Origin of the sequence: Sabulibacter ruber (genome assembly GCF_017355955.1) — a bacterium.
GTDB lineage: Bacteria > Bacteroidota > Bacteroidia > Cytophagales > Hymenobacteraceae > Nibribacter > Nibribacter ruber_A.
The window spans coordinates 325,478-340,097 of sequence record NZ_JAFFID010000005.1; the positions used below are offsets into that span (position 1 = coordinate 325,478).

Below are 14,620 nucleotides of genomic sequence, written 5' to 3' on the forward strand. Positions count from 1 at the left end.
GCGGTTTTCTCTTCAGGCAAGGTGTTGGTAAGCTTCTGCCTGCGTTTGTAAGTGGCGGATGGCCTGGTCCGCCGCCAGGCGGATGTCAGCGTCTGAGTTTTGCTGCAGTTCCTGTAAAAACGGAAGATCCTCGGGGGCGCCGGTTTTGCTGAGTTCAGTCAGAATGGTCATCTGCAGGTCTTTGTCTGCTTCGGTAAGGAACAGCTTTTTAAGGGCCGTAGATGCCAGGCCAGACGGAATTTCGCCTAAGCAGGAAATGGCCTGCCGCCGCACCGTTTCATCAGGGTGGCTCAGGCAGGCGATTACCTCGTGCTGGAAGTTGCTGGCGTGTTGCTCTCCAATCAGTTTCAGAGCGAATTGCACCACGCTGGCGTTAGAAGAGTGAAGCCAGCGGGTAATCACTTCCTCTGATGGAATTTGCTGGCTGGCCAATAACTGCAGCAATTTAACCTGGTGCCATTCGGTGAGCGGATAGGCCAGTTCCTCAAAGAAGTGAAGCCCTTCGTATTGTTGCAGAAACACCATGGCTATCTGGGCCTCCATCCGGACGGCTGGGTGCCGGTGGTTGGTTAGAGGATAGATTTCCGGCATTAATTCCGGCACGTTCATAATGGCGATGTCCTGGATGCCTTTTGCTTTCAGGTGCCACTGGCTGCTGTGCAGGTTCCGTAAAGACAATTCTGGCAGGCCTAGTTGCCGGTACAGTTTCTCCAGGTTCTCGCCGGGTTGCCCGCTGAGGCTTTGCTTCAGGCTTTTGAGTTCCTGCAGCAGAACACGCCGGGCAAAGCCTTTTTTCAACAGCCGGGCAATATCCTGGGGTACGTCAAAGGCATGGCCTGCCTCAACGGCTTCTTCCAGCAGAATGCCCACCAGCCAATCTTTGAACTGGTATTGAAGCCTGAGCTGTCTTGCCTGGGCGGCGTTTTTGAGGAGTAACAGGGCCAGCATGCACCCCACCAATACCAGAATCAACCCAGAGGTGATTCCTATGGCAACGTAAAAGAACCTGGGGCTGGTAAACGCCTCTATCTGCAAAAGAACCATGGAGCCGGAGTAAGGTTGCGCCAAACTGTAATGGGTTAAATTCTGTTCAAATCTTGTTTCTGGTTAAGACGCTCTCAGGGCAAAGCGCCTCACTCTTAGCGCCAGTTCATTAGGGCTGAAAGGCTTGGTAATGTAGTCATCGGCCCCCAGGGTGAAGGCTTCCACCACTACGTTTTCCTGGCCCATGGCCGAGAGCACAATCACCGGTACCGGGTTTTCCTGTTGCTTCACATAGGTCAACACTTCCAGGCCAGAGGCAAACGGCATCATGATGTCTGTGATCACCAGTTGGGGTTTGTGTACTTTCAGCAGGGCCAGGGCTTCCTGCCCGTTACTGGCGGTTAATACTTCGTGCCCATCTTTTTTCAGCCGGAACTGCATGGTGGCTAAAGTGATGGACTCGTCTTCGGCAATTAAAATGGTCATGGTATTTAAAAACTAGCTTCTAAGGCGTTCAGTTGTTTTTCCACTTCCCGGCTGATGGCGGGAATGAGACTGTCATACAGGGCAAGGCACCTTTCCAGCAAGGGCTCCACTCCGGCTAAACTGCTCTGGGTCCTTACCTTTTCTTCCATGGCCAGGATAAGCCGGAAGATCTCGGGGATCTGCACCGAGGAAAAGCTGCCTTTTATTTTATGGGCCTTTTCCAGAAATTCCTGCCAATTGTCTGTTGCCTGGCTTTGCTTCAGCTCCTGAAAGTATGGAGGCAGTTTTTCCAAAAACAGGCCGAAAATCTGCCGGATGAATTCCGGGTCTTCCAGCTCCATCAAGCGGCTGATGTCAAAATCCCTGGAAGCTGGTTCCTGCTGAGTTGGGGCAAGGGGAGTTGGTTCCTCGGGCTGGTGCACATGGCTTTGTTCTGGTATGGGCACAAACTGCTCCAGCGCCCGGGCCAGGTCTGCAATGGCAAACGGTTTGGCCATGTAGTCTGAAGCCCCAATCTCCAGGCATCTGTCCCGTTCATTGCGCAGTACACTGGCGGTGAGCACCACAATAGGTACCTGCAAGCGGAGTTTCTGCCGGATGTAAGCAGTAGTCTGGAACCCATCCATCAGGGGCATGCGCAGGTCCATGAAGATGATGTCAAACTGCTCGCCGGTTTCCAGAATCTCAATGGCTTCCTGTCCATGGTTGGCGATGGCGTACTCCATGTGGTGCTGCTTGAGGCTGGACGCCAGTACCGCCTGGTTGATGTCATTGTCTTCCACAATCAGGGCCCGTTTGCCGTCATAGTACTTCTTCACCGGCTCCAATTCATTCTGATGGTAAGGCGCTACTACTGCATTGGTGTCTCTGATGATGGTGAAGGGAAGGTGGAAAGTGAAGGTAGTTCCTACGCCTTTGGTGCTTTCCACCGTAATCTCTCCGCCCTGCATCTCAATCAACCTTTTGGTGATGGCCAATCCCAGGCCGGTGCCACCGTACTTGCTGGAGATGTCTGCCGAGGCCTGCGCAAAGTTGTCAAAGATGAGCGACAGCCGGTTAGAGTCAATGCCAATGCCTGAATCTCTCACCACAAATTCAACTACTGCCTGGTCTTCTGTTTCGGTCAGCAGCGAGGCCTCCAGCCTAACAAAGCCCTTATCAGTGAACTTGATGGCGTTGCTCAGGAGGTTGTTCAGAATCTGGTTTAACCGGTGCGGGTCGCCGGAAAGCAACCGCGGAATAAACGGATCAGCTGAAACGGTTAGTTTCACGCCCTTCTCTTTGGCCCTTTCCTTGAACATGAGGGCAGTGCCTGCAATTGACTCGTTGAAGTCAAAGTTTACTTTCTCAATGGTGAGCATACCGGCTTTTATTTTGGAGAGATCCAGAATGTCATTGATGAGGCTGAGCAGCGTGTCTGAAGACCGCTTGATCACCTGAAGCCGGCTTTTCTGGTCTGGCTGCAGGGAAGAAGAGGTTAATAGCAGGTTTACCATCCCAATGATGCCGTTCATGGGCGTGCGTAGCTCGTGGCTCATGTTGGCCAGGAACTGCTCCTGCAAGCGTTCAGCGTTCTCCGCGTTTTCCCGGGCTTCAATCAACTGCTGCTGGTGCTTCATCTGCTCTGTGATGTCTTTGCAAATGGTACAGATACCAAACAGGCGTTTCTGCCGGTCATAGAGCGGGAATTTGATGATTTCCATGGCCAGGGTCTGACCATTGGGCAGGTACACCTGTTGTTCCCATTCCTTCGCCTTGAGGGTGTTGAAATCGGCTCCTTTAGCCACGGCCCGGAATTCCTCGCGGGCAATCTGGTCATCAAACACCTCCTTGAGCTGATTGCTTACCTCATGGTTCTTGTCCAGATCAAACAGGGTTAGGAAGGCCTTGTTTGAGAAGATGTACTTTCCTTCCATGTCCTTGATCAGGATGGCCTGCGGCGAGTAGTCAAGAATGGCCTTGAAGCGATACTGGTATTCCTCTTTCTCAGCGTTCGCCACTTTCATGGCATCTTCAATCTTCTTGCGCTCAGTAATGTTTTTAGAAGAGCAGCAGATGCCAAGAATTTTCCCTTCAGTATCTCTAACCGGGAAGTAGTTGGAGTGATAGTACTGTTCTTCTCCCTGGATTGGGACGAGCCTTTCAGATTCCCATTTTTCGCCGGCTAATACTTTCTGGTAGATCTCGGTTAACATGGCCCCAAAATCTGGTGCAAACAAGGAGGCAAATTCATCGCCGGGCCTGCAGTCTACCCCGTAACCCCGTTTGATCAAATCGCGGCCGTGTTCGTTCACCAGCACCAGGCGGCAGTTCAGGTCCAGCAGATAGATAGCTTCCTGCGAGCTGCTCAGGATGGCTTTCAGGTTCTTCTCAGATTCTTTCAGTTGCAGCTCCGCCCGTTTCCGTTCGGTGATGTCTCTGACGCTGGCAATCACAATCTTGCCTTTGTTGGAGTGTAACAGGTTCATGCGCACGTCTACCGGGAATTCTGCCCCGTCTTTCCGGCGGGCTACCATCTCGCGGTTGCTGGCCTGGATCTTCTTCTCAGAAGGGTTGGTGAAGAAATCTTCCTGGCGGTACAGGTGCATGGCATGCGTTCTTTCCGGCAACAGGGTAACCAGGGGAGAGCCAAGGATCTCTTCCTGGTGGTAGCTGAATAAACTCTCTGATTTCTTGTTGAACAGCAGAATTTCGCCGCGCTCATTAAAGCCCACAATTCCGTCTGGGCTGGCCTCCAGCAGGGTTTCTGAGAAGACTTTTTCTGCCAGCAGGTTTTCCTCGGCCAGTTTGCTTTCGGTTACGTCGCGCAGGGCGCCAATCATGCGTTGCGGCAAGCCGTTCTCGTCTCTGATCAGGATGCCCCGGTTTGTGCAGTACGCAAATTCCCCGTTGGCTTTCAGGAAACGGTACTCTTCCTGCCAGGTGGTTTCCTGGCTTTGCAGGAATAAATCCATACTCTGGGTAACCCGTTGTTTGTCCTGCGGGTGCAGGAAGCTGGTCCAGTCCTCGTAGTTCCCTTTAATGTTCTGCACCGGGTACCCAAACAGGTCTTCAAAGTTGTCGGCCCATAGAAAGGCATCGGCCTTCAGATCCCAATCCCAGATGGCATCATAGGTTACTTTGGAAAGAATCTCCCACCGCTCTATGCTTTCTTTGAGGGCATTCTCGGCTTTTACCTTCTTGGTAACATCATTGGCTTCTACCAGGAGGCAAGCCCGGCCGTCGAACTGCAGATGGTGGCCCGATATTTCTACCTTAATGATGGTGCCGTCTTTCTTGAGGTGGTTCCACAGGCCTAACCGGATGATTTCTTTTCCGGTGCGGTTGTCCAGGATGGAGTGGAGCATGGCCTCCACGTCTTCTGCCGGGCGCAGATCATGGGCCGTTAACTGCAGGAATTCTTCGCGGGTGTAGCCGTAGTGATCAATGGCGCTTTGGTTTACATCCAGAATGCGCAGCGTTTGCAGGTCATAAATCCATTTAGGAAGCGGTGCCTGGTAGAACAGGAGTTTGTATTTCTCCTCAGAAGCCAACAGGGCAGTTTCAGATTGTTTCCGCTCAGTGATGTCCTGGGCAGTGCCAAACAGACGGATTACTTCTCCTGCTTCATTGGTTTCGGTGCTGCCAATGACCTCAATAATGCGTCTTTCTCCTTTTCCGGTGGTAATGGTGTACTCTACCTCAAACGGCTTGCCGTCATACGCGGCTTTGTAAGTGGTTTCCCAGGCAAGGCCGTGCTCAGTGGCATCCACATAGTTCAGGAAGGACGCAAAGGTGCCGGTAAAAGCTTCTTTATCGGTATCGAACACGTTGTAAAGCTCTTCAGAGCAGGTTAATTCCTGCGAGATCAAATCCATGTTCCAGGACCCGATTTTGGCAATGCGCTGGGCCTCTGCTAAAGCGGCCTCGCTCCGGCGGATCTTGTCTGAGGCTCGTTTGCTTTCGGTGATATCAAATAAAATATTGACTCCGCCGGTGACCTTTCCTTTGGTGTTGTAGCTGAGAACCGTGTGCGGCATGATAAACCGTCTTTCACCGGTGGGTTTTTCAAGGATGATTTCCTGGCCAAGCACCGGAGACTCGTGCTGGATGGTCAAGGCCATGGGAGTGGATTCTTTGGAGATGGGCTGACCATTCTGGTTATACAGCTTCCAGGACCCGCACCACCGGTCAGTGTCTGCTTCGGGAGTCTGGCCCCACAGTTCTACCGCGGCTTTGTTGAACAATTTAATGCGCCCGTCTGCCTTGCAGGTGTACACCGCCGCAGGCAGGTCTTGTAACAACTGCCGGAAATTGCGTTCGCTCGCTTCAATCTTTTTGCGGGCTTTCACCTGTTCGCTTACATCAACGCCAAAGAAGAAAATGCCTTTTATTTCTCCGTTGGCATTGGTGTAGGCCTGGTAGACCATGTTCAGGTAGATGTCGGTAAGCTGGCCGTTGCCTTTTCTGTCTAACCTTACCAGTTGTTCCTGGCCAATGAAGGGCTCGCCGGTCTGGTAAACGGTATCCAGTAATTCAAAAAAGCCCTGGCCTGCCAGCTCCGGGAAAACCTCTCTCACGGTTCTGCCTTCCAGAGGCTGTTCCTTGCCTACCATTTGCTCATACAAAGGATTGGCGGAAACAAACCGATGCTCGGCTCCTTTCAGAACACAGATAGCTGTGGGGGCCTGCAGGAACAGCTCGTTGAAACGCTTCTGTTCTGCCTGAAACGCTTTCTCCAGCTTCTTTTTCTCGCGGGCGTCTTTGGCCACGCAGTACATGACCTGATCCTGGTCATTCCATTTAGCCGACCAAAGCACGGGTACAGTGCTGCCGTCTGGGCGCACGTAGTGGTTCTCAAAGGTGGTTACCGGGTGTCCGGCTTTAATGGACTCGGCTGTTTTCAGGGTGATTTCCTTATCCTGTTCAAAAACGAAGTCCATGAACGGTTTGCCCTGCATCTGGTCTGGGGTGTAGCCCCACACGGTAGCAGAGGCGGCGCTTACCTGAACAAAGCGTCCCTGCCCGTCAATGGTGCAGATCACGTCTACCGATGAGTCCAGGATGCGGCTGAGTTTGTGGTAGGTTTGCTCCAGTAGTTGGTTTGCTTTCTGGGCCTCCAGTTCTGAGTTGATCCGGTCAGAGACATCTCTAAAGTTTGAGACAATGGCCTTGACGTTGCTCTGGTGCAACAGATTGACCGATTCTCCTTCTACCCAGATGTAGTGCCCCTTTTTATGACGCGCTCTTTTGAGGCCATTAACCGCTTTGCCAGGATGGGCGAACAGTTCATGGCGCTGCTGGTTTATGATTTCACTGTCTCCCGGATGGTCCAGAACGGTGAACCCTGGCTGGAATGCTTCTTCACTTGTCCAGCCTAGCATTTTCTCTGCCGCCGGGCTCCAATAGAAGATCTTGAATTGCTCATCTCGCAGGACAAGGGCCTCGTTGTTATTCTCAATCAGGGCCCTGAAATGTTCTTCTCTTTGTTTAAGCAGCTCTTCGGCGGCTTTTCTTTTCCTTTCCTGTCTCCAGGCTCTCCATAAGATGAACCCAAGTAGCAGGAAAAGAAAACTCATGCAGGAGATCAGGATCTGGTTGGTTACTTGGGTAGCCTGCGCGCTTTCTTTTTTTCGGGCCTCCAGTTCCTGTGCTTCATGGGCGTGCATGGCGGCGGCAATCTGCCTTATTTTTTCCATGTACACCAAGCCCAGGTTCTGGTGAAGGATTAGGTTGTTTGCCGCAGCCTGGCCTTGTTCCCGGCGGGTCTGGATTACTTTTTTAGAGAACGCTACCTTGTTGTAGAGGTAAAAGGAAAGAGAATCCAGGTGCCTTCTTTGAACGGTGTCATGGGCAATGAGGCGGCTTAAGTGAACCAGCACGTTGTCCAGGTTTTGAGCAGCCTGGGTAAGCGGTTTCTCGTATTGGTCCTGGTTGGTGATGATAAAACCCCGGGAACTGGTTTCGTAGTCCTTGGCAAGCGAAATAGTCTTCTCAATCAGGTAAATTTCTTCCTGAGAGTGCAGGGCCCACTGCGAGATCTCATTCTTGCGTTTCAGGTTATAGGATACCCCAAAAAGCAGAATACTAAGCAACAGTACACCAGAGAAAAGTCCCGCCAGCAGGCGTTTAAACTCAAAAGCTTTAGCAAATGCTTTGTAAACGTTTATCATGCAGTACTACATGGCTAGCTGCCTGTATCCTTTAAGAGAGCCCGCCCTTCGTGGAATCACCGGGTGAAGGTCTCAGAAAAGACATAGATAGCTTTGGTTAAGCGTAAGAAAAATTCAAAAACAAAAATAACGAGTTGTAAATTTGATATTGAAATTATGTAGGCATAATGCAATAAGTTGTTTGAAAGAAGCTATGTAGTTGGGTGTGTGAAGTCTGTTTTAGCTTTGTTTTGCAATAAGTTGTTCAATTTTGTTTTCTGTTTGAATGGGGTGCTGGATTTTGGCTGTATAGATAATGTGATATTTTAATGATTTATATATGGTTTAGGTTAGTAGGGTTGAACCAAACCCAAACAGAACCGTGTATATTCTCGGGCAGTACCTTCCCCGATTCTGGAGATGGGGGAAGTTGGCCTGGAAAGAAAGCCATTGTTTTTAGCTTGGTTTTTAGAATTGGGACCAAAACAGATGTAAATTTGTGGTTCGCTTTGCTAAAAGTAATAGCTCTTGCGAAGTTTGCAGAAGAATGAAAGAAACAAAGCCCGGTTCAGAACCTAAAGAGTTTTTCAGGCAGAAAAGGAGTGCCGCAGAGGTGAAGGTGGAAATCCTGTCTAAGTTTTTCCCCGTCTGGGCCGAGATGGCGGTTGCGACCCAACCTTCCTGTCTTTATGTGGAGCTGAACGCCGGAACCGGGCAGTTAGAAGTCGGTAAGCCTGCTGCTGCTCCAAAGGTTTTGCGCCACATTTTTGCGGCTCCCGGCTCTAGGTTCAACCTGAATGCCGCCTTTCAGACCTTCTTTGCAGATTCAAACAAAGCTAATCTGGCCGCCTTGCCGCAGGTTCTTGAGGAACTGCCTTTCTACCAGGAACTGGAGAATGCTCCCTTGCTTTTGAAAGACCAGGAAAGCCAGGCTAGTTTACGGGCAAAGCTGAGCGCTAAGACGCCGGCTCTGGTAGTGGCAGATCCGTTTGGGTACAGGTTCTCGCAGGAGGTGTTGCTGCAAACCCTGGAGAACGGAGCCGGTGATTTGTTTTTGCTGTTTGAGGCAAGCAAACTAAAGGCTTCGGTAAAAAGCGCGGCTGCGCCCGGTGCTTTGCAGAACCTGTATGGAACCCAGCTAACTGCCTTGCAAACCTTTTTTGAGCGTACCCCACAAGCCCAGCGGCGGGAAGACTTCGCCCTGAAAAGCCTGGAGAGTGCCATCAGGGAAAGAGGCTACCGTACGCTGGTTTTCAAGATTGGGGCACCAGGCAAAGACCAGCCGTACCAGTATCTGCTGTTCGCTTCCCCGTCAGAGATTCTCTGCACCAAACTCAAGGAGATCTTGCTGGAATACAGCGAATACCAGGAAGACGGGGTGCCACTCATGAGCGGTGGTCTGATGCCGGTAAGGTTGTTGGTGCCAGAATATGCCCAATATCTCCCGTTTTCCATGTACAAACTTACCCAGGACCTCCTGCAGAAAGCATCGGTTTACAACCGCATGAGCCTGGAGAAAATCTACGAGAAACACAACGTAGAAACCAACTACTGCCGGGCTAACTACATGACCGTGATGGAGAAGCTGAAAGAGGAAGGCAAAATCTTGCTGCTGAACCCTAAAACTGCCCAGCAGGTGCACAAGCTCTCCTACAGCTGCCTTATCAAATTCAAAGGGTAAGCAGCTGCGTTTCAAGGTAAAACCAGAGGACTGCCGTTTTAAAGCTGTTTTCCGGGAAATATGCCGGAAATGATCTGCGTTTTACAGTAGGAAGGGAAACTTTGGTTTCCTTGCCCTTTTCTGGTAATTGAGACGAAAACGCTTGTAAGATTTACTAGACATCCGTTGCCGGCCTCCCTATATTTGCTTCCCAATTTCAAGAATATGACCGCCCCATCCATTTCTGCCTTCGCTGAACTTGAAGCTTCGCTCACCGGTGAGTTGTTTTACAATATAGAGTCTTCCTTGCATCAGGCCCAACGGCGGGTGTACGCCACCGATGCCTCGGTGTACCAGGAAATGCCTACCGCGGTGGCCATCCCCAGGACGAAGGAAGACCTGAAAGCCCTGATCAAGTTTGCGAACCAGCACCAGATTACGCTCATCCCCAGAGCGGCCGGTACTTCTTTGGCCGGGCAGGTGGTAGGCAACGGCCTGGTGGTAGACATCTCCAAACACTTTACGCAGGTACTGGAAGTAAACCCGCAAGAGCAGTGGGTACGGGTGCAGCCCGGCGTAATTCGGGACGATCTGAACGTTACGCTTCGTCCGCATGGGTTGCTGTTTGGCCCCGAGACGTCCACAGCCAGCCGGGCCATGATTGGCGGCATGATTGGCAACAACTCCTGCGGGCTGCACTCCATTGTCTGGGGCGATACCCGTACGCATTTGCTCTCGGCTAAAGTGTTGTTGAGCGATGGCTCGGAGGCCGAATTCAAGCCGCTCACTCACCAGGAACTCCAGCAGAAACTCACGCTGCAGAACCTGGAAGGCGAGATTTACCGCAAGATCTTCGGGCTGATCAACGACCAGGACAACCGCGCACTCATTCAGCAGAACTACCCCAAAAAGACCTTGACGCGTCGCAACACCGGGTATGCTTTGGATTTCCTGATAGATGATGCCGCCGGACCCGAGGGGCAAACCACTCTGGACCTTTGTAAAGTCTTGGCCGGCTCTGAAGGCACGCTGGCCTTTGTGACCGAGGCCAAACTGAATCTGCTGCCGCTGCCGCCTAAAGAGGAGGGCTTGGTGTGCGTGCATTTCAATTCCCTGCAGGAGGCGCTGGAAGCCAACATTATCATCCTGAAGCACCATCCCATGTCCTCAGAGTTGGTGGACAAATACATCATGGACTTCACCAAAGGTCACCGCACCTATGACGCCAACCGCTTCTTCATTGAAGGCGATCCCGCGGCTTTGCTCATGGTAGAGTTCATGGCCGACAGCCAGGACATCATCACCCAGAAAGCCGAAGCCCTCATTGCGGATCTGAAAGCTGCCGGCTTGGGCTATGCCTACCCGGTGGTGCGCGGAGCACTCACCAAACCCGTGTGGGACGTGCGCAAAGCCGGCCTGGGCTTAATTAGAAACCTGCCCGGTGATACCCAGCCCGTAAACCTCATCGAAGACTGCGCCGTGTCTCCCGAGGATCTGCCCGCTTATGTGGCCGATCTGCAAAAAGTATTGGAGAAACATAAGCTGCAAGCCTCTTACTATGCGCACGCCGGAGCCGGAGAACTGCACATAGAACCCATGATCAACCTCAAGACCAACGAGGGCAAAAGAGTATTCCGGGAAGTGCTGGCCGAAACCACTGAACTGGTCAAAAAATACAACGGCTCCCTCAGCGGCGAGCACGGCGATGGCCGTTTGCGTGGCGAGTTCATCCCGCAGGCCTTGGGGCAGGAGGTGTACGAACTGCTGAAAGAAGTGAAGCAAATCTTCGACCCGAAGCATATTTTTAATGCAGGCAAGATTGTGGACACCCCGCCTATGAACGAGTTCCTGCGGTACGAGGAACGACCCGCCCAGCAGCTTATTCCGGTAGAGACGCTGTTTGACTTCTCCCGCCAGGAAGGCATTCTGCGGCTTGCTGAGAAATGCTCCGGCTCCGGCGATTGCCGCAAAACCCACGTAACCGGCGGTACCATGTGCCCCAGTTACATGGCCACCCGTCAGGAAAAAGACACCACCCGGGCCCGCGCCAACATCCTGCGCCAGTTCCTCACCAACTCAGACAAGGTTAACAAGTTTGACCACAAGGAGATCAAAGAAGTGATGGACCTGTGCCTGAGCTGCAAAGCCTGCAAATCTGAGTGCCCCAGCAGCGTGGACGTGGCCAAAATGAAAGCCGAGTTCCTGCAGCACTACCATGATGCCAACGGCGTGCCGCTGCGTACCCGCATGATCGGGAACTTCACAAAGATGCAGCAACTGGCCTCCGTGGTGCCCAGCGTTTACAACTTCATGATCAGCAACCCGATGACCAGCAAGCTGATCAAGAAAACGGTGGGCTTTGCCGTTGACCGCTCTTTGCCTGAAGTGGGGAAAACCACCTTGAAAAGCTGGTTTAAGAAATGGCAGAAGGAGAACGCTGGTGCCGCAAAGGTTGGCAAACCAGTGTATCTGTTTTGTGATGAGTTCACAAACTACAACGACGTAGAGATTGGCCAGACCACGGTGAAGTTGCTCTCTGCCTTAGGGTATGATGTGCAGATACCGGAGCACCTGGAAAGCGGCCGTACCTACCTCTCTAAAGGTCTGGTGCGCGATGCCAAGGAAATCGCCATCAAAAACGTGCAACTGCTGAGCAAAGCCATGGCCAACGGTACGCCCATCATCGGCATTGAACCCTCCGCTATTCTAACCTTGCGCGATGAATACCTGGATTTAGTACCGGCTGAGTTAGTGTCTGCTGCCCAAAACGTAGCGGCCAACTCGTACCTTTTAGAAGAGTTTTTGCTGAAAGAAGCCGAAAACGGAAACATTACTTCTTCAACTTTCACGCAGGAAAAAAAGCACATTAAACTGCACGGGCACTGCTACCAGAAAGCGCTGCAGGTGCTCACGCCTACGCAAAAGATTTTATCGTTGCCGCAGAACTATGAGGTGGAGATGATCCCATCGGGTTGCTGCGGCATGGCGGGCTCGTTTGGGTATGAAGAAGAGCACTATGACGTCTCCATGCAGATTGGCGAGCTGGTGCTGTTCCCCGCCGTCCGGAATGCCGCCCCAGAAACCATTATTGCCGCCGCCGGTACCAGTTGCCGCCACCAGATCAAAGATGGAACCGCTAAGAAAGCCTTACACCCCGCCGAGATTCTGTGGCAGGCATTGAAGAAGTAAGCACTTGTTGAGTAAAACAGAAAGGCCTTTCCAGATGGAGAGGCCTTTCTGTTACAAGGCTGTTTTCAGAAATACAGGTTGAAAATGGCTTAAAGCTTTAAGTGAAAACGTGGGACAAATGAGCGGGAGAGGAGCATAATACAGGTGGTAGAAAATATTTATCACAAAATTATTTGAAATAATACCGATTGGTATAATTTTGCATCGTCTAGAACAGGTACCCATGAGCAAGGCAGAAAGAACCCGGCAATTTATCATTGAGAAAACCGCCCCCATCTTCAACACGAAGGGGTATGCCGGTACTTCTATCACGGACATAACGTCGGCCACGGGCCTGACCAAGGGCAGCGTGTATGGCAACTTCGCGAACAAAGACGAGGTGGCGCTGGCTGTTTTTGACTACAACCTGCAGAAAGTACAGCGTATTTTACAGGCCGAGTTGGAGAAGCAAACCACTGCCCGGGAGAAGTTGCTGGTGTACGTGCGGGTGTATGACAATTTCCTGCAGTATCCGTTTCCCGAAGGCGGTTGCCCCATCCTGAACACTGCCATTGAAGCGGATGATACCCATGAAGCCCTGAAAAAGAAAGCTGCCGATGCTATCCAAAACTGGAAAGTAAAAATTGAAAAGGTGATTTCTGAAGGCATTGCCCAAAAGGAATTTAGTCCGGAGGTGAACCCAGAGCAGATTGCCTTAACCATCATTGCTATGATTGAAGGCGCCATCATGATTACCAAAATCTCGGGCAAAACCAATTACCGGAAAGCCATTATGCAGTCGGTTGAAAAACTGGTAAATGAGTTAGCGTAAAAATTTTTAAACAAAAATATACCGATAGGTATTATTTTATATGGAAGACGTGAAAAGTATTAGCCCTGACCTGGAAGAGAAGAAGGCCGCTCAGGCTTTCGCTGGGATGGAATATTTTGAGGCCATTGAACGGGGCGAACTCCCTTACCCGCCTTTGTTGCAGACGCTTGATTTCAAGGTGATTTCGGTAAAGGAAGGAGAAGCGGTGTTTGCATTCCAACCGCAGCAGATGCACTACAATTCTCTGGGAACCGTGCACGGCGGGGTAATAGCCGCCCTCTTGGACACGGCCATGGGCTGTTCCCTACACACGCTTCTGCCCGCCCACACCACCTACACCACGCTTGAACTGAAAACCAATTTTCTCAAAGCCGCCACCATAGAAAGCGGGGAACTGACTGCTGTGGGAAAGGTGATTCACCGGGGCCGCACCACTGCCTTTCTGGAAGCCCAGTTATTGAACCAGGCCGGCAGCGTCTTCGCGCACGGCGTGAGCACCTGTTTACTTCTAAATTCTTAACGAATCATATACTTATGAAAACCACTCAAAACACAATCCTGATAACTGGCGGAAGTGCCGGAATAGGTCTTGAAATAGCAAAGCTTTTCGCCCAAAGGGGAAATCAGGTCATCATCACCGGCCGTGACGAGGTCCGTCTGCAACAAGCCGCTGCCCAGATTCCCAACGGGGTTGCCCTGGTGTCTGATGTCTCTAAAGAAGCCGATGTTCATCAGTTAACTCAGCGCCTGACAAAGGACTTCCCAGCCCTGAACATGGTCATCAACAATGCGGGCCGCGCGCTCATCTATGACATTGCAGACCCAGAGGCCAATGCCTATGAAAAAGCCTATGAGGAGATGTATACCAATTACCTGTCGGTGGTGCGGCTGAATGAGAAACTGCTGCCGTTGTTGAAGAAGCAACCAGAAGCCGCCATCGTGAACGTCTCTTCTATTGTGGCGTTCGTGCCTAGTCTTCTGGCCGGGTACTCGGCCAGCAAAGCCGCCCTCCATTCCTACACCCAAGCCCTGCGCATCGCGCTGGAAGACAGTTCTGCCATTAAAGTATTTGAACTCATGCCACCCCTGGTGAACACTGAGTTCTCCAAAGAGATTGGTGGACACAATGGAATCTCCCCGGCCCTGGTGGCGCAGGAGTTACTTTTGGCGCTGGAGCACAATACATATGAGATAAGAGTGGGCCAGACCGAGGATATTTACCGCCTGTACCTTTCTTCTCCGGAGCAGGCATTACAAGCTATGAACAGTAGCCGAAAGCTCATCCAGAAGCAACCTGAACTGAATTAGTCTTTTGTTCCAGAAAATGTGAGCGGCCTGCTAACAAGGTGGGCTGATAGA

Annotated in this window: 8 protein-coding genes; 5 read left to right on the forward strand and 3 right to left on the reverse strand. The window is 51.6% G+C overall.

The window, feature by feature from the left end; genetic code table 11:
• Window positions 1–12: 12 nt before the first annotated feature.
• Genes JT719_RS21390 through JT719_RS21400 form a run of 3 tightly spaced genes read right to left on the reverse strand, consistent with a single transcriptional unit; the run spans window position 13 to window position 7,622 of the window.
• A complete protein-coding gene (locus tag JT719_RS21390; protein WP_207435792.1) occupies window positions 13–1,068 on the reverse strand; it encodes a HEAT repeat domain-containing protein in 1,056 nt (351 codons plus the stop codon).
• Between the two features lie 39 nt (window positions 1,069–1,107).
• Window positions 1,108–1,470, reverse strand: coding sequence for a response regulator transcription factor (locus JT719_RS21395; protein WP_207435793.1), 363 nt, complete (start codon window positions 1,468–1,470; stop codon window positions 1,108–1,110).
• Between the two features lie 5 nt (window positions 1,471–1,475).
• Window positions 1,476–7,622 carry a PAS domain S-box protein gene (locus JT719_RS21400; protein WP_207435794.1) on the reverse strand — a complete coding sequence of 2,049 codons (6,147 nt, stop codon included), beginning with the start codon at window positions 7,620–7,622 and terminating at the stop codon, window positions 1,476–1,478.
• Window positions 7,623–8,148: 526 nt separating this feature from the next.
• On the opposite strand from JT719_RS21400, the gene tcmP reads away from it, so the two are divergent.
• From tcmP to JT719_RS21425, 5 genes are all read left to right on the forward strand, one after another.
• Window positions 8,149–9,282: a three-Cys-motif partner protein TcmP gene (tcmP, locus tag JT719_RS21405; protein WP_207435795.1), complete on the forward strand. Its 1,134-nt coding sequence runs from the start codon at window positions 8,149–8,151 to the stop codon at window positions 9,280–9,282.
• 204 nt (window positions 9,283–9,486) lie between these two features.
• Window positions 9,487–12,450: an FAD-binding and (Fe-S)-binding domain-containing protein gene (locus JT719_RS21410; protein WP_207435796.1), complete on the forward strand. Its 2,964-nt coding sequence runs from the start codon at window positions 9,487–9,489 to the stop codon at window positions 12,448–12,450.
• A gap of 223 nt (window positions 12,451–12,673) precedes the next feature.
• Window positions 12,674–13,261 carry a TetR/AcrR family transcriptional regulator gene (locus JT719_RS21415; RefSeq protein ID WP_207435797.1) on the forward strand — a complete coding sequence of 196 codons (588 nt, stop codon included), beginning with the start codon at window positions 12,674–12,676 and terminating at the stop codon, window positions 13,259–13,261.
• A 49-nt stretch (window positions 13,262–13,310) separates the two neighbouring features.
• Window positions 13,311–13,781: a hotdog fold thioesterase gene (locus tag JT719_RS21420; RefSeq protein ID WP_207435798.1), complete on the forward strand. Its 471-nt coding sequence runs from the start codon at window positions 13,311–13,313 to the stop codon at window positions 13,779–13,781.
• 14 nt (window positions 13,782–13,795) lie between these two features.
• A complete protein-coding gene (locus JT719_RS21425; protein ID WP_207435799.1) occupies window positions 13,796–14,569 on the forward strand; it encodes an SDR family oxidoreductase in 774 nt (257 codons plus the stop codon).
• Window positions 14,570–14,620 lie beyond the last annotated feature (51 nt).